Here is a 24164-nt window from a genome sequence, read left to right as displayed (position 1 = left end):
ACGTCTCTCTTAATGGGTGCGTAAAGCTACCGCATTGCTGTTGTCATGAAGGATTTTCGCCACCAGTTTGTCAGCCTCTTCCAGAGAATCTTGATAGACATCGGTGGTGAAGCGAGGCGAACTAACCGTTTTCTGTGGCAGCAGGTGACCATCCTCGTTGCGAATATCCACTCGTGCATTCATCGACAAACCAATACGCAGCGGATGCTTCTGCATATCGTGTGGATCGAGCGTGATACGCACGGGCAAGCGTTGAACGATCTTTATCCAGTTACCACTGGCATTCTGCGCAGGGAGCAAAGAAAACGCGCTGCCGGTACCGATACCCAGACTTTCAATGGTTCCATGGTATTCAACATCGTCGCCGTAGAGGTCTGCGTTGAGCGTCACTTTCTGCCCCAAACGCATGGTGTTCATCTGGCTTTCTTTGAAGTTGGCATCAACCCAAACTTCGTTGAGCGGCACAATCGCCAGCAATGTTGCGCCAGGGTCCACACGCATCCCTAGCTGCACGGCACGTTTAGCGACGAAGCCACTCACCGGCGCAACAATGGTCGTCCGCGAGTTATCCAGATAACGCTGTCGAAGCGTTGCTACGGCGGTTTTGATTTCCGGATGGCTATCAATCACGGTGTCATCCACCATCGCCAGGTTGGTATGCAATGCCTGTTGCGCGGCGGCCAAGTCACTTTGTGCGCTGGTTACTGCATCGCGGTAATGTGAAAGATCTTCAGCCGCAATTGCACCCGTCGAGAATATTTTCTGGCGGCGGGCATAGTCATTTTGAGCAGTTTGCAGGGCGACCTGTTTGGTGGCGACCTGTGCACGGTAATTATCCGCTGTGCTGTATAACCCGCGAACTTGCCGCACAGTATTTGCAAGGCTGGCTTCTGCTTGTTGAAGCGCAATCCTGGTATCGCTGGGGTCAAGTAACACCAGCGGCTGACCTTTTTCGACAAAATCCCCTTCATCAGCGGTGACCTGAGTGACTGTTCCGCTGATTTGCGGCGTTAGCGCGACCTGGTTGCCGTTCACATAGGCATCATCTGTGGACTCATAAAAGCGAGCGTACAAAAAATACCATGCGAGACAGCCTGCGGCCGCCAACACAAGAATCAGGATAAAAATAATAAAATTACGTTTGCGCTTACTGGAGCGCTGAACGTGTTCTTCTGGAGTCGTTTCCATCTTTTGGCCTTTATACGGTGTTAACGATGTGGCGCAGTGATGTCGTCCGGTAGCATTTTGGTAATTAATGCGACCAGTTGTTGAGATTCATCTTGCGTCAGGCGTGCGGTGAGAGAGCCGATAATTGAGGCGAGCGCTTCATTCTGAAAGCGGTCACAAATCAACAGACCTTTGTCAGTCAGAGCCAGAATCACCTGGCGTTTATCTTGCGGATTTGGGTGACGAACGATGAGCTCGCGCTTGACCATGCGGTCAACCATACGGCTCATTGCACCTGCGTCCATGACCAGGGCTTTGCTTATTTCTGCTGGGCTAGTCACACCTTTATAAATATTAATCAGCACTTTAAATTGTGGCGCAGTGATATCCATGCCAGAGAAGTATTGGCTGATAAGCTGATCTTTAAACTGGTTTGCGAGGTGAATGAGCAAACCGAGATGGAATTTGTTATCGATAATACCCGGATTGTTTTTCATGATACTTGCCTGGTCAATAATTACATATGAAATTACTGACCAGGCAAGCAACTGTCAAGTTTGCGTCAAGAAGACCGCACTTTATGTCAGTGCGCAAGTTTGTACTTAACTCTAAGCCAATCTCCGATAAACGCCCGGGCTCAGAACTGTTATTGTTTGCAAGTCTTACAAAAACAATCACAACGGAACGTTATGACCACAGCCACTTTAAACAGACAGCATGGATTTTTCGCACTTAGCCTGGGCGCACTTTTCGTTTTGGCGGGGTGTACCACTAAAACTGCACCTTCAGTATCAGAAACATCAAAACCGGTAGACGTCGAAACAGTGGTAAAGCAGAAAATCCCTGCCAACGTAAAAGACCGCAACAATCTGGCGAAAGAGTTAGCGACTACCTTTAAGAGCCAGAAGATTGCACCAAGCGAAGAAAATATCTGCTCTGTCCTGGCTGTCGCGCAGCAAGAATCCAATCTGGTTGCTGATCCGGCAGTGCCAAACCTGAGTAAAATTGCCTGGAAGGAGATCGACCGTCGCGCTGAAAAAATGCATATTCCGGTTTTTTTGGTTCATACCGCGTTGTTAATCAAATCGCCGAACGGTAAGAGTTACAGCGAACGTCTGGATAACGTGAAAACGGAAGGGCAGTTGAGCGCGATTTTTGATGATTTCATCGATATGGTGCCAATGGGGCAAAAGTTGTTTGGCAATCTGAACCCGGTTCATACTGGCGGCCCGATGCAAGTGAGTATCGCTTTTGCTGAACAGCACACTGCGGGTTATCCATGGAAAATGGAGGGAACCGTGCGGCAGGAAGTGTTCACTCGGCGAGGGGGCTTGTGGTTCGGCACCTACCATTTACTGAACTATCCGGCGAATTACACCCAACCACTCTACCGTTTTGCAGATTTCAACGCCGGATGGTACGCCAGTCGTAATGCTGCATTTCAGAGTGCAGTCAGCAAGGCAACCGGCGTAAAACTGGCGCTGGATGGCGACTTAATTTTGTATAACACCGATAAAGCGGGCAGCACTGAACTGGCGGTCAGGAAGTTGGCAAACCAACTTGGGATGAGTGAAAGCCAGATTCATCGCGCGTTGCAAAAAGGTGACAGTATCGACTTTGAGAAAACCGATTTATATCAGCAGGTTTATACGCTAGCAGAGAAGAAAACCGGTAAGAAGTTACCGCGAGAAATGCTGCCGGGCATCACACTGGAAAGCCCGAAAATCACACGAAACCTAACGACTGCGTGGTTTGCAAAACGGGTAGATGAGCGACGAGCTGCGTGTATGAAACTGTAGTCAATTCCCTCCGTAATTATCGTCTGCTAAGCGATCACAACCTGCAAGCAACCGACAATCCGTAGTGAGATGGTCTACATCATCTCACTACGGATATAATCATTTCTTGATTAAATAATATAAATTGTCATTTGGTGATAAAAGGAAATTATCCTTTCGTGAAAATTTTTGTATAAACATGAGTAAGTCAATTTTATTTTTTAAATTAAACTTCAACATCATATTGTACTTGCGAGAAAAAGCTGTTTTATACGGTATACCCAACTCTACAGCTATCTGCCTGATTGACATATCATATAGAAGATTCAATATCATAAACTCTGTAGTTGTGATTTTCTTTATTGAGCAACCTTCGCATGGATTTTCATTGATTTTGTTTGCATTACAATTTTTTTCTTTGTTCTTAACCGCAAGAGACAGTCTTTTTTGTAGGGTAACTGTTGTATCATTTTTTGTCAGGAAAACAGTACTTTTTATACACTTCGGCAATTCTGAAGTGGAAGGTGCTTTGTCTGCTATACCGATTAAAACACTGTTATTTCTCTTTAAGTAACGAGCGTGGCAAATATTTTCGTCACCGGGATTAAATCGAAAGAAGATAACGTCAGCTTTTTTTAAATTTTCTTCCGACTCATTCAGTATGAAGTCTATGTCATTATTATAGCACTGACTTAATAGATTTTTTATTCCTTCGTTAAGATATAAGTTTGAATCGTTTATTATTATTTTCATGACTATCACTCTCTTCCTGTCAATGCTAATTATTGCAACTCCAGTTTGTCCCTGTTTTGAATTTCATAAAAGTATAATAAAACACTTTCCTGTGTCTATTTTTGGGGGTAAGGCAGAGAAGGCGGTATTTATAGAGTCGAAGCAGTGGTTTAAGCACTGGCCACGCTGTTCTTAATGAAGCGTTTCGCAATGACTATAGATAATATTAAAAATGGTGGATTTTAATCAAACAAAAGCAACATAAAGATTTTAACTTTAAGTGACTGTATTTGTTATTAATTGCATCAGTGATTAGTATCCTGATGGTAATTTGTTCATTTCAACTAATTTCCCTCTGTTCATTTTAATATAGCCGCCAGACACGAGGTCTTTAAGTACTTTATTAAGAGAACTTCGAGAGACAGGTGTTCTGTTCAGGATGAAATCAAATACTGATATTTCATCAAGCTTATCTCTTTTAAATCTCCAGAGAATTTCAAGATGATTTTTTATAACATTGTAAACACTATCTTGATATAAAATAGAATCTCGTAAATAACAAACATCTAAATAGTGTGACATTATAGTTGAAATATACATCCAAAGATTTTTTTCATTGGCGGTTTTTACTAATTCTGACATCGGTATTGAGACAAGTTCTACGTCTGTAACCGTATTTATATAAAATAAGTCATTTGACGTGAATATGCTCGAAAGCCCAATAATCGCTGGGGCGTAGACATTGAGAACAATTAAATTACTATTCGTGCTTCGTAGTTCGATTTCGCCAGAAATTAAATGGAAGACTGATTTTTCTTTATTGTTGTAAAAAGAAATCTCTTGCTTTTTTGATGAGATGATTCTCAGTTTATGAGGGCTGCTGTCAATTTGTAAACCTATTTTTTCATGGGCTTCCTGTACGAGTTCGCTAACAACTAACATATTGGTAAACATAATCAAAAGTCCTTCGAGATAACTTACTCAATGTAAGTATGATCCATACAGTAGTCTTTGCCTGTCCAATTCATTGTTAGCGATCAATCACTGTATGTGATAAGGCTAAAAAGAACAATGTCAAAATGGTTTTGTAAGTTAAAAAACTAATAGTGCATAAATATAATAATATTTTATAAAACAAAATATTATTATGGCAGAAGATGAAATTATTAAAAAGAAATTTTATGTGTAAAAAAGAACTTTGCTATATGTATATATATACATGATAAATTTTCATGATGAGGTGTAATCAGAATGAGGTTTCAAACACCTTATTGGATAATGAGATTTTATTCGATTTATGATTAGAGAATGAGTGCGTCAGGATTTTGAATATAACAGTTCTGCTGAAATAAGCGAGTTTTGTGTTATACCTTGCATGTTTTCCAGGACAATCACACATATTACCGATACGAGAGCTTTATAGTGTCTGCACTTTTGATCTTTAATTTCAAAAAGCTGAGTCAATTCTTGGGCCGATTATCGATAAGTAAGCTACCAATGATCCAGAGTTGGCGTGTGATTTTTTTAATAAAATCATGATTTTGTGTTTTTATAACGCAATAATGTACATGGTATTATTTATTTTTGGCTAATTTTTTGTCTATTTATGGCTACTTAATTGCATGAAAACAGGCTTTATTTCATTTTGGTTGAATGATACTTTGGTACATCTAAATAATAGTTAGATCTTTGTAAAAATGCTATTTTAGCAATAGCTAATTGGAATTAGTCGATTTTCCTTTATTGAAGATTTTATTATGTGTTTGTACTTCAATTAATTTAGACATCGCTTTGGCAATGTTTAAATTAAAAAGTTATTTTTGAAATTATGGGGCTCATAATATTAGCATCGCTGCGTACATCAGCGCGCACAGAAATCATTATATAGGTGATGCAGGGACGTTTTCGAACGATAGTGAGATAGTATTCCCGTTGCTAATGTTACGTCAGGTTGCGAAACGGCTGCGGTTGGGGGAGGAAGTAACGGTGCTCTGGATAGTCAGGACAGCAGTAAAGTTTACCCGATACTTATTAGCATCGGGTAAAAATCCGGTGGTACTGGGGCTATTACCGTATGGTGCGAATTCGCTAATATTTGCGACCACCGGCAAAGATCATTTTTAATGAGCCACGGTTAAAAATGATGGCGGTGGTGGATTCTCATCACCAGGCAAACCACGCCGAGTAGCACGCATCCAGCAAGAAACGGCACCAGACCAAAAACAGTGCTAATTGCAAATCCCATTTCAATGCGCGGGCGTGTGGCATCGTTACCTTGGGCGAGATGTTCAAGTACGCCTGGGGCGTGAACCATCAAACTTAAGATCTGGGTACCAACCCAAAAGCAGAACAAAATGAACGCGGCGTATGCCAGATTACTCCGGGTAGATTTCTCTGCTTTCATTGTTGAAACCGTGGTTATGACCGGAACAACCTGTTTCGACAAACTCATATCAGTCATCACGCCCCCCATGAAACAGTAAAACGATCCAGGCATCTGCCTGATACTTCAATTGCGTTGAGTTTGGCAGGTCATACTGTTTGTCAATATCAGATTGTTGGTAATTATTGGGGCAGAAAAGTCCTGGTTTGTGAATATATGTCTGAGATCACATATTCGTAACTTAGGTGAAATTTCCGTAACATTATCCTGTTTGTCTCGCATTAACGTGCGGTTTAACGTCGCGCGCTATGCCACAATGAGTCCTCTTTTTAGCCCTGACGGATTGCACCATGTCTGCGAAAACATTGTCTTTGAAAATGCGCCGTGACTGGCACTATTACGCCGTAGCGATTGGCCTGATCTTTATTTTGAATGGTGTAATTGGCTTGCTGGGATTTAAAACCGAAGGCTGGCAAAACTATGCTGTTGGGTTGGTGACCTGGATTATTTGTTTCTGGGTAGCGGGATTTATCATTCGCCGCCGTCCGGAACCTGAAGAACCGGCGGCGGCGAAAGAGTAGGGCTTAAGCCGTAATCGAACTTTTCAGAGCGCTATCTTGCTGGTGGCGCTCAAGAGCCAGCTCAATCAAACGGGTAATCAGTGTTTGATAATCTAAGCCGCTTGCCTGCCAGAGTTTTGGATACATGCTGATATTGGTGAAGCCTGGCAGCGTATTGATCTCATTGATAATAACCTCATTATCAGCGGTCAGGAACACATCCACCCGCGCCATTCCGCTGCATTCCAGCGTCTGATACGCACGTACTGCAATTTCACGGATTTTATCGTTGATATCAGCGGTAATCGCAGCAGGCACCACAACTTGCGCACCTTTATCATCGATATATTTGGTGTCGTAAGAGTAGAAATCACTGTTTACGACCACTTCACCGCAGGTGCTCGCTTGTGGTGCATCATTACCCAAAACCGCACATTCAATCTCACGGCCTTTGATGCCAGTTTCCACCACAACTTTATGATCAAACTCGAAGGCTAATGCCACAGCCGTTTCATACTGCTCAGCGGTGCTGACTTTGCTAACACCAACAGATGAGCCCTGGTTGGCAGGCTTAATAAACAAGGGTACGCCCAGTTTTGCTTCGACTTCAGCAAAGTTGATGTTGTGACGGTTTGCACGGGTAAGGGTAATAAACGGTGCGATATTCAGCCCGGCATCGCGCAGCAGGCGTTTTGTCACGTCTTTATCCATACTCACGGCAGAACCCAACACGCCGGAACCGACAAACGGTAAGTTAGCCATGCGTAGCATCCCTTGCAGGGAGCCATCTTCGCCTAACGTGCCGTGAACAATTGGGAAAATAACATCTACTGGCGCTAAAAACTGTGCGGAGGAGGATTCAATCAGCTGATTTTCTGTTTGGCCTGGCACCACGGCGACATTTGTCCCTGAGCGATTCAAGGCGATCAATGCCGGGTTTTCTGCGTTTAACAGATAGTTGGATGCATCATTGACGTGCCACTGGCCTTGTTTATCAATCCCGAGTAACACCACTTCAAACTTTGATTTATCTATGGCGTCGACAATATTTTTCGCCGACTGCAGCGACACTTCGTGTTCTGCTGACTTGCCACCAAACACGATACCCACCCGCAGTTTTGCCATGCCTAAACCCATCCTTAAACTGTACAAAGGCGGACAACATACCACGCTCATTGCGAGTATTCATGTGCTTCCTGCAGCTTAAAATCGCGCAACTTCTATAATGATTATTCCGTAATCAATGATGTACCAGATATCAGCGGTTTTAGTTTGGCCAATTTTGTCTCGGGATGCGCGGCTACGACATATATCGTTAAATTAAAATTTTATGATATGGTTCAAAGTATTCCGCTTATTTATTTCACTTATAAAGCGTGCTCGGTATGGAATCCTGGAAGGTCAATTTAATCTCGGTATGGTTCGGGTGCTTTTTTACCGGATTAGCCATCAGTCAAATTCTGCCGTTTTTGCCGCTTTATGTTGAACAGCTCGGCGTGACTTCTCATCAGGCATTGTCAATGTGGTCTGGGCTGACCTTCAGTGTGACGTTTCTGGTTTCTGCTATTGTCTCGCCAATGTGGGGTAGCCTGGCCGACAGGAAAGGCCGGAAATTGATGCTGTTGCGGGCATCGCTCGGGATGGCGGTCGCCATTTTATTACAGGCGTTTGCCACTAACGTTTGGCAGCTCTTTATTCTACGCGCTGTTATGGGGCTCACCTCTGGCTATATTCCCAATGCGATGGCGTTAGTGGCCTCTCAAGTCCCTCGGGAACGCAGCGGCTGGGCTTTAAGTACACTTTCAACCGCACAAATCAGTGGGGTTATTGTCGGCCCACTTCTGGGCGGATATATGGCAGATACCCTCGGATTGCGGGTGGTTTTTTACGTCACAGCCGCATTATTGATGGTCAGTTTTTTAGTGACACTCTTCCTGATAAAAGAAGGTGCGCGGCCTAAAATAAGTAAAGCCGATCGTTTATCAGGCAAAGCGGTGTTTGCTTCTCTTCCTTATCCTAAATTGATGATCAGTTTATTTGTCACCACTATGGTCATTCAGCTCTGTAATGGTTCGGTGGGGCCAATACTTGCTCTGTTTATAAAACACCTTTCCCCAGAAAGTAACAATATTGCGTTTATCAGTGGCTTTATAGCGGCGGTTCCGGGGATCTCAGCTCTTATTTCAGCGCCACGATTAGGTAAGTTGGGTGACAGAATAGGCACCGCCCGAGTATTAATGGCGACGCTGATTTTTTCAGTAATATTATTTTTTGCTATGTCATGGGTGACCTCCCCGGGGCAGTTGGCCGTATTACGTTTTTTATTGGGTTTTGCCGATGGTGCAATGCTACCCGCGGTTCAAACGATGCTCGTGAAGTATTCCAGTGATCAGGTGACTGGGCGAATTTTTGGATATAACCAATCGTTTATGTATCTGGGGAATGTGGTTGGCCCCTTAATCGGTGCAGGCGTGTCAGCCGTGGCGGGTTATCGCTGGGTGTTCATTGCTACGGCGTTGGTCGTCCTACTCAACGTGTGGCAGTTGGCCATTATGTTACGGCGTAAAAAGCAGCAAGATGCTATGCGAGATCAGAGGCTGCCGTAATCTTTAATGTTTGTGCTGCATATTACTCCTTTTAATAGGGGCAAAAACTAACCAAAATTACATCAGCTATAAAGTATGCTGTTAATTTTAGATCTGAAATAACTTCGCGATGCTATTTTTAAGTTAGCAGGCTTAAGATATTTTGCACTCTGACACAAATTCGCTAAGACATATAAAAATAGTCGTGATCCCCTCTAGGCAACATGAAACCAGGATGATAACTTCATGCTTCAAATCCTTTGGGGCAATTAAGATGAGAAATCTCATTTCTGAGTTACTGACCAGACTCGCCGAAAAAGAAGAAGAGTCAAAAGAGTTTGTTGCACAGATAGAAGCCCTTGAAATAGTCGTTACCGCAATTCTCCACAAAATGGAGTGCAGCCAATTACAGGCAATAACGACCAGCATTGAAGACGCTTTATCCAATGTCAGACCCAGTGATACGATTACATCTCATGACGCTCACCTGTTGAAGAAAAACTTAACGAGGATCCTGAACCGCCCTTGCGTTTAAATTTGTGTATTACTATTTTGGACTCCATTTTATTATTACCCTTCTTAATAGTTAGTAAGGGTAATTAATGTTCTGCCATATACATTTTTTATCTCAGCTATAATCTATTTATTCTCATTACTCCTCTGAAAAGGTTCCAATAAATAGCGAGGCGGTAGGATATCTCCAACTGACAGTTCGCCTTTTCGCCATAAACATACCAAAATTAAAGCACTCCATTAAAAGGGATAGTGCTATGAAAACAGTATTAATGATGGCTTTATTGGTCAGTGTTATGGGGTCTGCGGTGGCAGCAGACAAAGTGCAGACGCCGCAGCAACAGCGTATGACGACGTGTAATCAACAAGCTACCGCGAAAACCCTTAAAGGGGATGAACGTAAAACCTATATGAGTAACTGCTTGAAAAATAGCGAGTCAGCCCCCGCAGATAAAAGCCTGACTCCGCAACAGCAGAAAATGAAAGAGTGTAATGCTGAAGCCGGGAAACAAACATTATCCGGTGATGCGCGTAAAACCTTCATGAGTAATTGCCTGAAAAAACAGCCTCAGTAAGCTAAATGGGTGAGTCGCTTCGCTGACTCACCCGAAAAATCATACTTTCCCCCAAAGTACGCTTTCTATAATTACGGCAAATGTTTCAGAATATTCCTAAATATCATGAATGATGATCATAACTCTGGTAAATGGCTTCCTGGGGGATTTATGGATAGCTCGACTTACCTCGATGAAGACCGCCATCGCTCAGGACGGCGATTTGCCCGTCGCATTTATATACCGAGAACTATTGGATTAGGCACGGGCTTTTTCTGTGTCGCTTCGGTGCTGGTTATGCAGCCTATATCAGGGTGGTGGTGGTTACTCCTGGTTGCCAACGCTTTTATCTGGCCGCATTTAGCATGGCAAACAGCCGATCATGCGCCAGACCCTGCTCAGGCAGAAATCCGTAATTTAATGATTGATTCTTTGATGGGCGGCGTTTGGATTGGGGTAATGGGTTTGAATGCGCTTCCCTCAGCATTAATACTTGCAATGATATGCATGAACAATGTTGGTTGTGGCGGGCTGAAATTGTTCTTTAACGGTTTAGGTTTTATTGTGCTGAGCTGTCTGTTGACGCTTGGCCTGTTTCTTATCCCGCTGAATCTACAGACCATGCCTTCTCAGGTATGGATTTGCTTACCGTTTTTATTGATTTATCCCACTTACTTTGGACTGGTCAGTTACCGTACTGCACTAAAACTGTCCGAGCATAAACGGCGCTTTATGCACTTGAGCACGCGCGATGGCATGACGGGGGTATATAACCGCCGTCACTGGGAACATCTGCTGCACGGGGAATATGATAACTGCCAACGCTACCAGCGAAATGCAACCTTGCTTTTGATTGATATCGACCACTTTAAGTCGATTAATGATTCATTTGGCCATGATGTTGGAGACGAAGCTATTCTGGCCATTACCGAACATTTGCAGCTCACATTGCGCATTACGGATGTGGTGGGGCGCTTCGGTGGTGACGAATTTGGTGTGATCATGTCCGGCACGTCGCAAGAGAGTGCGATACAGGCAATGGCTCGTGTACGAGACTATCTTGATGAATTCCGTTTACCTCATGCACCGCATTTCTCATTGCGTATCAGTGTTGGTGTGGCGGAGTTTGATCACAATATGGTGAGCTATCGCGAATGGCTAAAAGCGGCTGATGTGGCGTTGTATAAAGCTAAAAAACTTGGGCGCAGCCGTACAGAAGTGGCTGATATCGCCGCTTAAAACCCTCTCCAGCAAACAGGAGAGGGGCACAAAATTATGATTTACCTAAGTGCTCGGACTTCGCCATACATTTCACCATGGCTTCCATCACTGCGGCTCTGAATCCTTTTTCTTCCAGAACTTTCACCGCTTCAATAGTCGTACCGCCTGGCGAACACACCATATCTTTCAGCTCACCTGGATGTTTGCCGGTTTCCAGTACCATTTTGGCTGAGCCCATGACGGCTTGTGCCGCAAATTGATATGCCTGTTTGCGCGGCATTCCGCCCAGAACAGCAGCATCAGCCATGGCTTCGATAAACATAAACACATAAGCAGGCGCTGAACCGCTAACGCCCACAACGGGATGAATCATGGATTCAGAGACTACTTCGGCAAGCCCAAAGCTGCGGAAAATGTTAACCGCATCTGCAATGTCTTCGGGAGTGGCCAGCGCATTTGGCGTGATGGACGTCATGCCAGCATTGACTAACGCTGGGGTATTTGGCATTGCGCGAATGATTTTGCGATCGTGGCCGAGCGCTTTAGCCAGAGAATCCAGCGTAATACCCGCAGCAATGGAAATCACCACCGAGTCTTTATTCAAGCTGGAACTGACTTCACTGAGCACTTTTAACATGACATTCGGTTTCACAGCGCCGAACACGATATCCGCAATTTGTGCCACGTCCTGCGCACTTTCTGCTGCGTTAACACCGTATTGCTCGTGCAAGGCTTGAACTTTATCGGGTGAAGGGGTGTAGACCCAGATATTACCTGGAAGTACCTGTCCACTGGCTATCAGACCACCAAGGATGGCTGTTCCCATGTTGCCGCAACCAATAAAACCAATCTTCTTATCCATAGTCTCACTCCATCTTTTGAGTTGTGTGATGAGCATAGCTTAACGTGCATTCTGATACTCGCGCTACGCTAAAGCAAAACAGCCTTCCTTCGTAGCCGTGAAAGATAAAGTTTGCGATTCTGGAAAAGCACGGCAAGATCGCCCCCATTAGCCCCGACAATCAGGAGTTGTCATGCAAATCTGGGTGGATGCGGATGCGTGTCCAAAAGTGATTAAAGAAGTGTTGTTTCGCGCAGCGGAGCGCGCTCAAATTATGGTGACACTGGTTGCTAACCAGGGGCTGAAAGTCCCGCCATCGCGCTTTATTCGTACCTTGCAGGTGGCAACGGGTTTTGATGTTGCCGACAACGAAATTGTGCGCCGTTGTGAAAAGGGGGATTTAGTGGTGACCGCAGATATTCCTCTGGCCGCCGATGTGCTGGAAAAGGGCGCGATTGCCTTAAATCCCCGGGGAGAGTTGTACACGCCTGCCACCATCCGGGAACGCCTGACCATGCGCGATTTTATGGACACATTAAGAGCCAGTGGTGTACAAACTGGCGGGCCAGATAGCCTTAGCCAGCGCGACCGTCAGCTGTTTGCCAATGAACTGGAAAAATGGTTGCTCGTCGCTGGTCGTTCAAAAAGCGCCTAAAAATAATGTAAATCTATTCCGCGTACTAGCTTGCTGATATTATGTTTCGCGTAACGAAAATCGTTACAGATTTTTACCCACTCTGGCGGACTGCTGAGGATTAGCCACTGATGACTCAACCTATTTATTTAGTCGGCGCACGAGGTTGTGGCAAAACAACCGTGGGTGTTGCACTAGCGCAGGCATTGGGCTGTAACTTTGTTGATACCGACCACTACCTTTTAACCAGCACTAAAATGAGCGTCGCTGATATCGTGGCACAAGAGGGCTGGGAAGGTTTTCGCCGTCGTGAATCCATGGCGCTGCAAAGCGTTACGGCACCAGGAACGGTTATTGCCACGGGTGGTGGCATGGTTCTGGCTGACAGTAATCGTCAGTTTATGCGTGAGAACGGAGTGGTTATCTATTTGCGAGCACCGGCGCAAATCCTGGCATCCCGTTTAGAAGCTTTCCCTGAAGAAGGCCAGCGCCCTACGCTTACGGGCAGACCTATTACGGACGAAATCGTCGAGGTCCTCGCCGCACGTGAAGCGCTTTATAACCAGGCTGCACACCATGTTGTCGATGCCACTCGTCCTCCGGCAGAAATCGTAGAAGCGGTTCTGGCGGTACTGAATACGGCTCGGGCCTGCTGATTGTTGTCTATACTTAATGCTCATTCATCTCCAAAGGAAGTGTGATGGCGAGCAATCCTCCATATCCTCGGGAAGCGCGTATTGTTGCTGTTGAAAAAGGGGCCACGGACCAAACTGTGACCTGGTATCAACTTCGTGCTGACCATCCCCATCCTGATACGCTGATCAGTGAACACGAGACCGAACAAGAAGCGCTGGATGCAAAACTGCGCTACGAAGATCCGCAAAAAACGTAAGATCCCGGCATGGATGCCATAATCGCCCCCTCATCTTTAAAGTTAATTCATTGATCTGGTGATTAATCACATCTTTCACTCAACTCATTTGTTAATAATTCATTATCGTGAAGTTGTATTAATGTCATTGACGTTTCGTTGAACATTGCGACAGGTACTCTGCAATTATGCTGCTACGCTTTGTGGTTAATTATTAATCGACCTTCAGCAGAGTATCATTCACAGGAAAGGTACCAGCGCAGCAGTGAGGGGCTGATATGGGACAAGGGCGGAACGAAGCATGAAACAAACATTGGCAATTATTACCATCGGTGTTGTCCCGGTCAGTGAAATGCTGCCGCTACTCACAGACCATATTCCTGAAGAAAAAATCAAACTATTCAGTCTGTTGGGTAATCTCTCACATGAAGAAGTGATGACGGAATATGCCCTTTCCCCTGGCGAAGAACCTCTCATGACGCTTCTGTCGGGGAACGTTTTAGTTGATTTAGGCAAACAAAAGGTGGAACGCGCCTTGCAGGATGTGATTGAAGTGCTGGATAACCAGGGTTTCGATGTCATTTTGCTGATGTGTTCGCACCGTTTTTCTAACCTTACCGTTCGTAAAGGTATTTTGCTGGAGCCGGAGCGTATTATCCCGCCGTTGGTAGCTTCAATTGTTGATGGGCATCAGGTGGGTATCATTATCCCCGTCCCGGAAATGTTGAAATTTCAGCATAAGAAATGGCAGCTATTGCAAAGCGAACCCTTGTACGAGCTGGCGAATCCGATTCACGGAACCGAGCAAGATTTAATCGAGGCTGGGGAAAAACTGGTTAAGGACGGCGCAGGTGTATTGCTTCTCGACTGTCTTGGCTTTCACCAAACACACCGCGATTTGTTGCAAAAATCGTTAGATGTCCCGGTATTGTTATCGAACGTGCTGATTGCTCGTTTAGCGTCAGAATTACTCGCGTAACGGCAGGCAATAATTTGCGTGACAGGTTCTTCCGTTCCCCTCTATATTGTTTTTTCAACTATTTTAAAAAGGGCCAGGTCATGCTTCAAAGTAATGAGTACTTTTCCGGTAAAGTGAAATCTATTGGGTTTACCAGCAGCAGCACTGGCCGCGCGAGTGTTGGGGTAATGGTTGAAGGTGAATATGCTTTCAGTACTGCCCAACCAGAAGAAATGACAGTGGTTAGTGGGGCATTACACGTTTTGCTGCCGGGTGAAACCGAGTGGAAAACCTATGCTGCGGGCACCGTGTTCCATGTTCCAGGACACAGCGAATTCCATTTACAAGTTGCCGAACCGACTTCCTATCTTTGCCGTTATCTTGCGGACAAATAAATAGTTTATTTCCCTCTTCCTCGCCGGAAGAGGGAAAAGGCTTAGCGCTGAGCTTCGCCACCTAACGCTTCAACCAGATTCTTAATCAACGCCGCCAATTCACCCGTCATCAGAATAAAATCGGCATCAAAACGCCCACCGAAATCTTCACGGTCAATATCTTCGTTTTGGTCGCGCAGCGTATCAGCAAACTTCAGACGTTTAATCGAGCCATCATCGGCGACCAGGAACTGAATACGTTCTTGCCAGTCGAGAGCCAGTTTCGTCACGACTTTATCGGCTTCGATATGGGCGGCAATTTCGTCGCACACCAGATCCTGCTGCTTACAACGAATCACACCGCCACCTTCGAGAATGGCCTTCAACTCAGCTTCATCCATCAGCGCAAAACCTGGAGGAACGTCGCCTGAACGTACCCATTCAGTCAGCGTCAGCTCAATAGGATTTTCCATAGCTAACGGCACAACAGGCAGCGAACCGAGACTTTTGCGCAGCAATGCCAGGGTGTCTTCGGCTTTTTTGGCGCTGGCGCAATCCACCATAATCAAACCGTTTACCGTATCGATCCACATCATAGTCTGACTGAAACGACTGAAAGCGCGTGGCAGCAAAGAGTGCAGCACTTCATCTTTCAGAGAATCTTTTTCGGTCTTTTTCAGCTTACGAGCCTGTTCGGCCTCTAGCCTGCTGATCTTCGCTTCCAGTTCTTGTTTAATCACAGGAGCTGGGATCATTTTTTCTTCTTTACGGGCACAAATCAGAATTTGCCCGTTGGCGACATGGGTCAATGCATCGGTGTGTGAGCCCATTGGCGACACCCAGCCTGTCTTGGCCATATCCTGGCTGCCACAAGGGGTGAAAGTAAACGCGGCCAACTGTTTTTCCATCTCATCCGCTGAAAGCGTGATGTCACGGCTTAAACGGTAAACCATTAAATTTTTGAACCACAGCATGATTATTTCCCGGACTGTCAGTTAAACGCAGCGCGCATGATAGCGAATCAGGCGCTCTGTTTCATTGCCTTTACGGCTACACACTTCTATTCTATTGATAACACTAATTAAATGAGGGTATCGCTGTGCGCATTGGTATCGACTTAGGTGGGACAAAAACAGAAGTGATCGCTCTGGCGAACGATGGTAAACAACTTTTTCGCCATCGCCTGCCGACGCCCAAAAATGATTATCAGCAAACAATCGGTACCATCGTTGAGTTGGTGCGCCTGGCTGAAGAGGCAACGGGTGAGAAGGGAACCGTTGGGATTGGTATTCCTGGTTCGATTTCGCCGTATACCCGAGTGGTGAAAAATGCCAACTCCACCTGGCTCAACGGTCAGCCTTTCGATAAGGACCTGTGTGATGCGCTACAGCGTGAAGTGCGTTTAGCCAACGATGCGAACTGCCTGGCTGTTTCAGAAGCCATCGACGGTGCGGCTGCCGGGGCGGCAATGGTCTTCGCAGTCATTATTGGCACTGGGTGTGGCGCGGGTGTGGCCATCAATGGTCGCAGTCTGATTGGCGGCAACGGGACGGCGGGCGAGTGGGGGCATAACCCATTGCCGTGGATGGACGAAGATGAACTCCGTTTTCGTGAGGAAGTGCCTTGCTACTGCGGCAAACAAGGTTGTATCGAAACGTTTATTTCCGGTACTGGCTTTGGCACTGACTACCATCGCTTGAGCGGAAAGTCGTTGAAGGGTAATGAGATTATGCATCTTGTCGATCAACAAGATCCGGTAGCCGAACTGGCGATCGCGCGCTATGAAATGCGTCTTGCTAAATCGCTGGCCCATATCGTCAATATTCTGGACCCGGATGTCATCGTGTTGGGTGGTGGGATGAGCAACAACGAACGTCTTTATAAAACGGTGCCGCAGTTGGTGAAACCGTGGGTGTTCGGCGGCGAGTTTGAAACCCCAATTCGCAAAGCAGTGCACGGCGATTCCAGTGGCGTGCGTGGTGCGGCGTGGTTGTGGCCGCTTGAGAAGTAATTTTCCCTCACCCTGACCCTCTCCCTGAGGGAGAGGGAATTACCCGAGTTTGATTTTCCCTTCTCCTGTGGCCAGGTGATGTTTGGTTTTCCCCCTATCCTGTGGCCAGGTGATGTTCGGTTTTCTCCCTCTCCTGTGGGAGAGGGCTGGGGTGAGGGCCGCATTACTCGACAGCAAACTCCTTCGCCAACCGACTCACGCCCAACCCGTTAATCTTCTTCACTTTAATTTGTACCGGAATCCGCTCTTTCATCGCTTCGACATGGCTTATCACGCCGATGGTTTTGCCGCTGGCATTGAGGGTGTCCAGTGCATCCAGCGCGGTATCCAGTGTCTCCGCATCCAGCGTGCCAAAACCTTCATCAAGAAACAGCGAATCGATGCGCGTTTTATGGCTCACCAGGTCGGATAGCGCAAGTGCCAGCGCGAGGCTCACCAGGAAACTCTCACCACCTGAAAGCGTGCGTGTATCGCGTACCGCGTCCGCCTGCCATGTATCCACCACTTGCAGCTCCAGCGCTTCGCTATCTTTGCGTTGCAGCAAATAGCGCCCGTGCAAACGGTTGAGTTGGTTGTTCGCCAGCCACACCAGATTGTCGAGCGTCAGCCCTTGCGCAAACTTACGGAATTTATCCCCTTCCTTCGAGCCAATTAATGCATTCAGATAGCCCCAGTCTTCCACTTGCTGTTGGCACTCCACGATGGACTGCATCAGCCCTTGCTGGCGCTGGCGATTTTCCGCGTCATGGCGAAGCTGTTGCTGAATTTGCCCCTGCTGTGTGGTGTTCTCGCGCAGTTTCTGATGGCATACCCTCAGTTGTTCTTCCAGCGAACTCAGTTCTACATCTTCAGCAAGCGTTGCAGGGCGAGCGGCTTTATGCTCGGTCAGCGCCTTTACAGCCTGCTGATACAGTGTGGTTTGCTGCTGATGCTGTTGCTCAAGCTGTTGTTTTTTCAACTCAAGCTGCTGGCGTTCTGTTTCTTCCAGTAGTGCGGCCTGGAATGACTCCGTATCCGCGAACGGGCTGGTGGCCAGTGCTGTCAGGAACTGCGCGCTTGCCTGCTCTACGCGGCTTTCTTCCTGTTGCAGCTGCTGTTGCAGTGTCTTCCACTGGCTCTCCAGAGCAATGCAGTCGTTGTGTAGGTTATGCCAGTTTTGCAGTGCTGAAATGTGTTCGCTTTCGGATAGCGGAGCGGGCGTAGTGCCATCATCAACCATAGCATTAAGCAGGCTTTCCAGTGCGTCGAGTTGCTGTTGCAAGCGTGGGAGTTGCTCATGGTGCTGCTGCCAACGCTGTGATTCCTCTTGGCGTTCCGCCAGCCAACTGCTTTCTTCACCATTGGCCGGATATTGAAGGCCTACACTTTCCAGCGCAGCGTTCAGTGTTTCGCGCAGGGACGCTATCTCCGCGGCAAGTTTTTGGTGCTGAAGCCGCAATTGAGTGAGCTGTTCTTCCAGTAAGATCCGTTGGCTAAGTTGATGCAGTTGTTGTTCACGCTGTTCTTCGCTTTCCAGCCACCGCTGGAGGTCATCTTCTGGCGTCAGTGCCAGTTGAAGGCGGGAGCACAATTGCTGCCAGCGCAAACGCAGAGCGGCCTCTTCTTCAGTGAGGGTATTAATGGCGGCCAACATGCTTTCACGCTGTGAACGCAGCGTATCGAGTTGGCCTTTCATTGCAAAACCGGCTTCCGCAAGGCTTGCCACTTCGCGTTTAAGTACCGCTAGTCGCTGCTGATTTTCCCCAGGTTGAATGGCCTGGTAGTCAGCTACCGCCGGATGTTGCGTCGAACCGCACAACGGGCAAGGTTGCTCAGGTTGCAGACGGGCGCGTTCCGCTTCGAGGCTGACAATACGGCTTTCCAGCTCGCACACTTTTTCCAGGTCACTTTCGTGCTGGCGTCGTTCTTTGTATTGCTGGCGTTTAAGCGCCAGCTCCGCATCGCGCTGGGTTATCTGCTTTTCAAGCGCGGCAATATCCTGTTGCTGCTGTGTTTTGCGTTTTAGCAGTGAGGAAAGTTGCGGTTGTATGGTCGCAAGCTGCTGGCGCAAAGGGCGTGCTGAAATCGTTTCTTGTAAGTGCGTGCTCACTTCATCTGCACTGAGTGCAAGCTCAACTGCTGGCAGTAATTCGAGCTTTTTCTGAAGGGTTTCTATATCACGCTGAAAGTCTTGAAGCTTTTTTGCCTCATTTTGCTGTTGGCTGAAGGCCATACGCCAGCCTGTGAGTTCAGTACCCCACAGGCGATAACTGTCGTGTGTTTTCAGCCATTGTTGCAGTTCGGTACTTTCATGCGTCAATTTTGCCGCCTGGCTTGCGGCAGCAAGTCGCGTCTGCTGGCGGCGCACTGTCGCCTGACGTAAGCGAGTATTCACTTCTTCCGTCTGAATGCGGGTATTTTTCAGCGAAGTTTTCAGTTCTTGCAGGCGCTGCCAGTCAGGGCGCAGTTTTTCTGCGGGTTGAGCTCGCATCAGCTTTTCGAGTTGCGGTGCCGCTTCCTCAATGGCACGGGCGGCCGCATTCAACGCCGCTTCTGAATGCGCGTGGTGTTGAGTCAACGGGTTGAGTTGACTCAGCCACTTCTGATGGAGCTGAAGCGTTTGCTGCTCCGTAAGACGATTTTTTTCTTCAAGAGTCAGTATTTGCAAACTAGCAGAAAGCTGCTGGTGCTGCTCATCGCTTAACAGCGCAACACCTGCCGCCTGCGCTTGTAAGTTCTCAAGTTGGCTGCGTACATTTTTATGATTTTCAAATACCGCCGCAGAAACAGCGCCGTAAATCTCAGTTCCGGTAAGCTCTTCAAGCAAGGACGCGCGGTCATTGGCATCGGCATTTAAAAACGCCGCAAACTGGCCCTGCGAGAGCATCATGGAGCGGGTAAAGCGGTCGTAATCGAGGCCGGTTAATTTGGCGGTAACATCGAGCTTGTCTTTTACTTTATCGGCGATGATTTTGCCGCTTGCCACTTCCGCAAGCTCAACGCGTGGAGCTTGAAGGTTACCGTTTGCTGCGTTGCGTGCCCGGTTTTGGCTCCAGAATGCACGGTAGGCGGTGCCTTTGACTTCAAACTCCACTTCCGCCAGACATTCGGCTGTGTCGCGAGTCATGAGATCATTTTGCGATTGTGAGACCGTATTGAGGCGCGGAGTTTTGTGATAAAGCGCGAGGCAGATAGCATCCAGCAGTGTCGTTTTCCCGGCACCTGTCGGCCCGGTTATTGCAAACAAACCATTGCTGGCGAAAGGTTCGCGAGTGAAATCAATTTTCCATTCCCCTTTCAGGGAGTTTAGATTTTTTAACCGTAGGCTGAGGATTTTCATGCCTGTTCCTCCGCGTCATGCAGACTTGCCACTGTTTGGGCAAACAGGGTGCGCAAACGGTGCGCGCGCTCCTCGGTAGTCTCTTCCTGAACCAGACGGCGCTCAAAAACGTCTTCAACCGTCAGTTCGCTCAGTGTTTCTTTGTGTTGTTGAGCAATGACACGCTCGCGCTGCTCACGGCTACGGCGCAGCAAAACGACCTCGACCGGCAGTGTGTCAGTCAACTGCTGAATATGGCGCTGCATATCATGTAGATATTCGTCCGTGGCGATTTCGATATCCAACCAGACTTTGGGGTCTGCGGGGGCATCGCGCCATTGAGCAAGCTGCTGTTCAATTTCGCTCAGTGAACCTTTGATCACCGCCAAAGGCTGGCTAACAGGGACTGGAAGTGGGGTAACCTCACTCAATTTACCTTCTGCAAACTCAACCAGATAAACGCTTTTGACCTTGCCGGTTTCGTCAAAACTCAACGGTATTGGCGAGCCGCTGTAGCGGATATGTTCGGTGCCACCAATTAATTGTGCGCGATGAATATGGCCCAGGGCGATGTAATCCGCTTGCGGGAAATGCTGCGCCGGGAAGGCGTCTAGCGTGCCAATATAAATGTCGCGCACCGCATCCGTTTTCGTCACACCCACCGTGGTTAAATGTCCGGTGGCGATAATCGGCAGCTTCGCATCCGCACGTAAATCACAAGCCGCGCGGAAACACTGCTGATAATGTTCGCTAATGGACTCCATTAATGAACGCTGCTTTTCGTGGCCGGATAAACCTGCCTGGCTGTTTTGGATATCGCGGGGACGCAGAAATGGAATGGGACAGAGAATAGCCCCCGGCTCGCCATCTTTCTTATTGAGTACCATCGCCTGTTGGCTGGCATCGTGACGGGCGCTGGCGATGACATAAGTGTTAAGGCACGCCATTAATTCTCGCGATTCGTTAAGTGTTGCAACCGAATCATGGTTTCCCGCGAGAACCACCAGGGAACATCCGGTCGCCTGAAGCTGCACCACAAATCGGTTATACAGTTCACGGGCATAGCTCGGCGGTGAGCCGGTATCAAAAATATCCCCTGCGACAACTATTGCATCCACATCATGAACGACTGCGGCATTGAGCAACCACTCAAGAAAAGCCTGGTGCTCTGGGCCACGGCTTTTGGTATAAAAATTTTGACCAAGATGCCAGTCTGATGTGTGAATAATGCGCATAACCTGTCCAGTGGCTTAAAAGCGAAGTCTCGATTATAAAGGGGTGAGGCGAAAAACGTCATATCTGTCTGTGTCATAAATCAAAATGATGAGTCATCAAACAGTCATGTATTTCATAAATCTGTAATAAATCTGACGCATAATGGCGCCGCATTGAAACAACAATTACACCTTTGGGTATCTTCCTTAAGCAGGGCGAATCATGGCGAAGCGTATTTTAGTCGTAGAAGATGAAGCTCCAATCCGTGAGATGGTGAGTTTTGTGCTCGAGCAAAACGGTTTTCAGCCTGTAGAAGCGGAAGATTATGACAGTGCAGTAAATCTGCTTATTGAACCTTTCCCGGATCTGATTTTACTGGACTGGATGTTACCAGGCGGCTCAGGTATTCAGTTTATCAAGCATTTGAAACGTGAGGTATTGACGCGTGAAATACCCGTGATGATGCTGACGGCGCGTGGTGAAGAAGAAGATCGCGTGCGAGGCCTTGAAGTCGGGGCCGATGACTACATTACCAAACCGTTTTCACCCAAGGAGCTGGTGGCTCGTATTAAAGCTGTCATGCGCCGAATCTCCCCAATGGCGGTGGAAGAGGTGATTGAAATGCACGGGCTAAGCCTTGACCCTTCATCACATCGCGTGATGACCGGTGAAAATCCTTTGGATATGGGCCCGACGGAATTTAAGTTGTTACACTTCTTTATGACGCACCCGGAACGGGTCTATAGCCGTGAACAATTGCTTAATCATGTATGGGGCACCAATGTTTATGTCGAAGACCGAACAGTGGACGTTCATATCCGGCGGTTACGCAAAGCGCTCGAACACAGTGGACATGACAGAATGGTACAAACAGTACGCGGTACGGGTTATCGGTTCTCAACCCGCTTTTAACCCCTTAGCAGGAGAGTGACGCGTGCTGGAACGGTTGTCATGGAAAAGGCTGGTGATGGAGCTGGTGCTCTGTTGCATACCCGCCATCATTTTGGGCCTGATTTTTGGCCATTTACCCTGGTTTTTATTACTGGCAGTCACTGGACTGCTGGTTTGGCATTTCTGGAATTTGCTGCGTTTGTCGTGGTGGCTGTGGGTGGATCGCAGCATGACGCCTCCTCCCGGTCGCGGAAGTTGGGACCCGTTGTTATACGGCCTTCACCAAATGCAGTTACGCAATAAAAAGCGCCGCAAAGAGTTAGGTAATTTGATTAAACGCTTTCGTAGCGGTGCGGAATCATTGCCTGATGCCGTTGTGTTGACGACGGAAGAAGGGACAATTTTTTGGTGTAACGGACTGGCTCAACAACTGCTGGGGTTACGCTGGCCGGATGATAATGGGCAGAACATTTTAAACCTGCTGCGTTACCCGGAATTTACCCGCTATTTGACGCAAAAAGATTTCTCCCGTCCATTGACGCTGGTGCTCAACAACGGTCGTCATCTTGAATTTCGTGTTATGCCTTACAGCGACGAACAGTGGCTGCTGGTCGCGCGCGATGTCACTCAGATGCACCAACTGGAAGGGGCGCGACGTAACTTCTTTGCCAACGTAAGCCATGAACTTCGTACGCCGTTAACGGTGCTGCAAGGTTATCTGGAGATGATGCAGGATCAGACGCTTGAAGGGCCGCTGCGTGAGAAAGCTCTTGGCACCATGCGCGAGCAAACTTCGCGCATGGAAGGGTTAGTGAAACAACTTTTGACGCTGTCAAAAATTGAAGCGGCTCCGGCCATGGTACTCAATGAAAAGATTGATGTGCCACTGATGTTGCGGGTGGTGGAGAGAGAAGCGCAAACTCTCAGCCAGCAAAGGCAGACGCTGCAATTCGATATTGATCCCTCGCTAAAAGTGTTCGGTAACGATGAACAGTTGCGTAGCGCGATTTCAAACCTGGTGTATAACGCGGTTAACCATACGCCGGAAGGGACGCACATTACAGTAGGCTGGAAGCGGGTGGCAGGCGGCGCGTGCTTTAGCGTGACGGATAGCGGGCCGGGTATTTCAGCGGAACATATTCCACGCCTGACCGAGCGTTTCTATCGCGTGGATAAGGCGCGTTCGCGGCAAACCGGCGGCAGTGGATTGGGACTGGCAATAGTGAAACATGCTTTAAGCCATCACGATGCGCGTCTGAATATCGAAAGCCAGCCTGGCAAAGGTTCGACATTTTCCTTTGTGCTGCCTGAGCGGTTAATCGTTAGCGAAAAAGAAGGGCAGACAGAGTAGCTGAATGCTTCTGTGTCAAAAAAACTTTCCACAGGCCAGCATGCTGGTCTGTGTTTTTTTTGTTCACTTGTAAATCAAAAACGCTTAATCGGTTATAATTTAACCACACAATAAACCATACTACTTTCTAACGGATAAACAAATATACTGACTTTAAGTCTAATTTAAGGAGATCAATCTGGTTTTAGGATCCCTTCTTGCCTTCATACGCTATAAGCGTTTTAATT

Annotated in this window: 24 protein-coding genes; 14 read left to right on the top strand and 10 right to left on the bottom strand. The window is 47.3% G+C overall.

Features of this window, described 5'->3' with window-relative positions; genetic code table 11:
* Window positions 1-9 precede the first annotated feature (9 nt).
* Together RHD99_RS19285 and RHD99_RS19280 are read right to left on the bottom strand one after the other, a co-directional pair.
* On the bottom strand, window positions 10-1188 hold the full coding sequence (locus RHD99_RS19285; RefSeq protein WP_309875984.1) for an HlyD family secretion protein: 1179 nt from the start codon (window positions 1186-1188) through the stop codon (window positions 10-12).
* Between the two features lie 20 nt (window positions 1189-1208).
* Window positions 1209-1664 carry a MarR family transcriptional regulator gene (locus RHD99_RS19280; RefSeq protein ID WP_183271382.1) on the bottom strand — a complete coding sequence of 152 codons (456 nt, stop codon included), beginning with the start codon at window positions 1662-1664 and terminating at the stop codon, window positions 1209-1211.
* A gap of 192 nt (window positions 1665-1856) precedes the next feature.
* Here RHD99_RS19280 and RHD99_RS19275 point away from each other — a divergent pair, with 192 nt between their 5' ends.
* On the top strand, window positions 1857-2966 hold the full coding sequence (locus RHD99_RS19275) for a DUF1615 domain-containing protein (protein ID WP_309875982.1): 1110 nt from the start codon (window positions 1857-1859) through the stop codon (window positions 2964-2966).
* A gap of 99 nt (window positions 2967-3065) precedes the next feature.
* Here RHD99_RS19275 and RHD99_RS19270 read toward each other — a convergent pair whose 3' ends face one another.
* From RHD99_RS19270 to RHD99_RS19260, 3 genes are all read right to left on the bottom strand, one after another.
* The gene (locus tag RHD99_RS19270; protein WP_309875981.1) at window positions 3066-3698 is read right to left on the bottom strand and encodes a helix-turn-helix transcriptional regulator; all 633 of its coding nucleotides are present in this window, start codon (window positions 3696-3698) and stop codon (window positions 3066-3068) included.
* 291 nt (window positions 3699-3989) lie between these two features.
* Window positions 3990-4631, bottom strand: coding sequence for a helix-turn-helix domain-containing protein (locus RHD99_RS19265; protein ID WP_309875980.1), 642 nt, complete (start codon window positions 4629-4631; stop codon window positions 3990-3992).
* 1180 nt (window positions 4632-5811) lie between these two features.
* Window positions 5812-6138: a DUF2755 family protein gene (locus RHD99_RS19260; protein ID WP_374708443.1), complete on the bottom strand. Its 327-nt coding sequence runs from the start codon at window positions 6136-6138 to the stop codon at window positions 5812-5814.
* A 272-nt stretch (window positions 6139-6410) separates the two neighbouring features.
* Here RHD99_RS19260 and RHD99_RS19255 point away from each other — a divergent pair, with 272 nt between their 5' ends.
* Entirely contained in the window at window positions 6411-6641 is a 231-nt protein-coding gene (locus tag RHD99_RS19255; protein WP_309875979.1) for a DUF2754 family protein, read from the top strand.
* Between the two features lie 3 nt (window positions 6642-6644).
* Here the strand turns inward: RHD99_RS19255 and ddlA are convergent, their stop codons facing one another.
* Window positions 6645-7745: a D-alanine--D-alanine ligase gene (gene ddlA, locus RHD99_RS19250; RefSeq protein ID WP_309875977.1), complete on the bottom strand. Its 1101-nt coding sequence runs from the start codon at window positions 7743-7745 to the stop codon at window positions 6645-6647.
* A 260-nt stretch (window positions 7746-8005) separates the two neighbouring features.
* On the opposite strand from ddlA, the gene RHD99_RS19245 reads away from it, so the two are divergent.
* The 4 genes from RHD99_RS19245 (at window position 8006) to adrA (ending at window position 11511) form a co-directional block, all read left to right on the top strand.
* Window positions 8006-9226, top strand: coding sequence for a multidrug efflux MFS transporter (locus RHD99_RS19245; RefSeq protein WP_309875975.1), 1221 nt, complete (start codon window positions 8006-8008; stop codon window positions 9224-9226).
* Between the two features lie 253 nt (window positions 9227-9479).
* The gene (iraP, locus tag RHD99_RS19240; RefSeq protein ID WP_309875974.1) at window positions 9480-9740 is read left to right on the top strand and encodes an anti-adapter protein IraP; all 261 of its coding nucleotides are present in this window, start codon (window positions 9480-9482) and stop codon (window positions 9738-9740) included.
* Window positions 9741-9975: 235 nt separating this feature from the next.
* Window positions 9976-10293: a PsiF family protein gene (locus tag RHD99_RS19235; protein WP_309875972.1), complete on the top strand. Its 318-nt coding sequence runs from the start codon at window positions 9976-9978 to the stop codon at window positions 10291-10293.
* A 90-nt stretch (window positions 10294-10383) separates the two neighbouring features.
* Window positions 10384-11511, top strand: coding sequence for a diguanylate cyclase AdrA (gene adrA / locus RHD99_RS19230; RefSeq protein ID WP_374708494.1), 1128 nt, complete (start codon window positions 10384-10386; stop codon window positions 11509-11511).
* Window positions 11512-11545: 34 nt separating this feature from the next.
* Here adrA and proC read toward each other — a convergent pair whose 3' ends face one another.
* Complete coding sequence (gene proC / locus RHD99_RS19225; protein ID WP_183271371.1) at window positions 11546-12355, bottom strand: pyrroline-5-carboxylate reductase; 810 nt, start codon at window positions 12353-12355, stop codon at window positions 11546-11548.
* Between the two features lie 172 nt (window positions 12356-12527).
* On the opposite strand from proC, the gene RHD99_RS19220 reads away from it, so the two are divergent.
* The 5 genes from RHD99_RS19220 to ppnP all read left to right on the top strand — a co-directional run bounded on the left by RHD99_RS19220 (window position 12528) and on the right by ppnP (window position 15192).
* Window positions 12528-12989 carry a YaiI/YqxD family protein gene (locus RHD99_RS19220; RefSeq protein WP_309875968.1) on the top strand — a complete coding sequence of 154 codons (462 nt, stop codon included), beginning with the start codon at window positions 12528-12530 and terminating at the stop codon, window positions 12987-12989.
* Window positions 12990-13099: 110 nt separating this feature from the next.
* Complete coding sequence (aroL, locus tag RHD99_RS19215) at window positions 13100-13624, top strand: shikimate kinase AroL (RefSeq protein ID WP_183271369.1); 525 nt, start codon at window positions 13100-13102, stop codon at window positions 13622-13624.
* Between the two features lie 44 nt (window positions 13625-13668).
* Entirely contained in the window at window positions 13669-13860 is a 192-nt protein-coding gene (locus RHD99_RS19210) for a YaiA family protein (protein WP_270140328.1), read from the top strand.
* A gap of 280 nt (window positions 13861-14140) precedes the next feature.
* Complete coding sequence (locus tag RHD99_RS19205) at window positions 14141-14818, top strand: AroM family protein (RefSeq protein ID WP_270140326.1); 678 nt, start codon at window positions 14141-14143, stop codon at window positions 14816-14818.
* Window positions 14819-14898: 80 nt separating this feature from the next.
* Window positions 14899-15192, top strand: coding sequence for a pyrimidine/purine nucleoside phosphorylase (gene ppnP, locus RHD99_RS19200; protein WP_183271366.1), 294 nt, complete (start codon window positions 14899-14901; stop codon window positions 15190-15192).
* Between the two features lie 41 nt (window positions 15193-15233).
* Here the strand turns inward: ppnP and rdgC are convergent, their stop codons facing one another.
* On the bottom strand, window positions 15234-16145 hold the full coding sequence (gene rdgC, locus RHD99_RS19195; RefSeq protein ID WP_309875966.1) for a recombination-associated protein RdgC: 912 nt from the start codon (window positions 16143-16145) through the stop codon (window positions 15234-15236).
* Window positions 16146-16270: 125 nt separating this feature from the next.
* Between rdgC and mak the strand changes: the two genes are divergently transcribed.
* Window positions 16271-17182, top strand: a complete 912-nt coding sequence (gene mak, locus RHD99_RS19190) for a fructokinase (RefSeq protein WP_309875965.1) — start codon at window positions 16271-16273, stop codon at window positions 17180-17182.
* 163 nt (window positions 17183-17345) lie between these two features.
* Here the strand turns inward: mak and sbcC are convergent, their stop codons facing one another.
* Both sbcC and sbcD read right to left on the bottom strand, forming a co-directional pair.
* Complete coding sequence (sbcC, locus tag RHD99_RS19185; protein ID WP_309875963.1) at window positions 17346-20501, bottom strand: exonuclease subunit SbcC; 3156 nt, start codon at window positions 20499-20501, stop codon at window positions 17346-17348.
* The gene (gene sbcD / locus RHD99_RS19180) at window positions 20498-21715 is read right to left on the bottom strand and encodes an exonuclease subunit SbcD (RefSeq protein ID WP_309875962.1); all 1218 of its coding nucleotides are present in this window, start codon (window positions 21713-21715) and stop codon (window positions 20498-20500) included. The genes sbcC and sbcD overlap by 4 nt, the downstream gene beginning before the upstream one ends.
* A 202-nt stretch (window positions 21716-21917) precedes the next feature.
* Between sbcD and phoB the strand changes: the two genes are divergently transcribed.
* Together phoB and phoR are read left to right on the top strand one after the other, a co-directional pair.
* The gene (phoB, locus tag RHD99_RS19175; protein WP_309875960.1) at window positions 21918-22607 is read left to right on the top strand and encodes a phosphate response regulator transcription factor PhoB; all 690 of its coding nucleotides are present in this window, start codon (window positions 21918-21920) and stop codon (window positions 22605-22607) included.
* 22 nt (window positions 22608-22629) lie between these two features.
* Window positions 22630-23937 carry a phosphate regulon sensor histidine kinase PhoR gene (gene phoR, locus RHD99_RS19170; RefSeq protein ID WP_309875959.1) on the top strand — a complete coding sequence of 436 codons (1308 nt, stop codon included), beginning with the start codon at window positions 22630-22632 and terminating at the stop codon, window positions 23935-23937.
* Window positions 23938-24164 lie beyond the last annotated feature (227 nt).

Source organism: Buttiauxella selenatireducens, from assembly GCF_031432975.1.
GTDB lineage: Bacteria > Pseudomonadota > Gammaproteobacteria > Enterobacterales > Enterobacteriaceae > Buttiauxella > Buttiauxella selenatireducens.
Note: the sequence above shows the minus strand (reverse complement) of the source record. Positions and strands in the feature narration are given on the sequence as shown.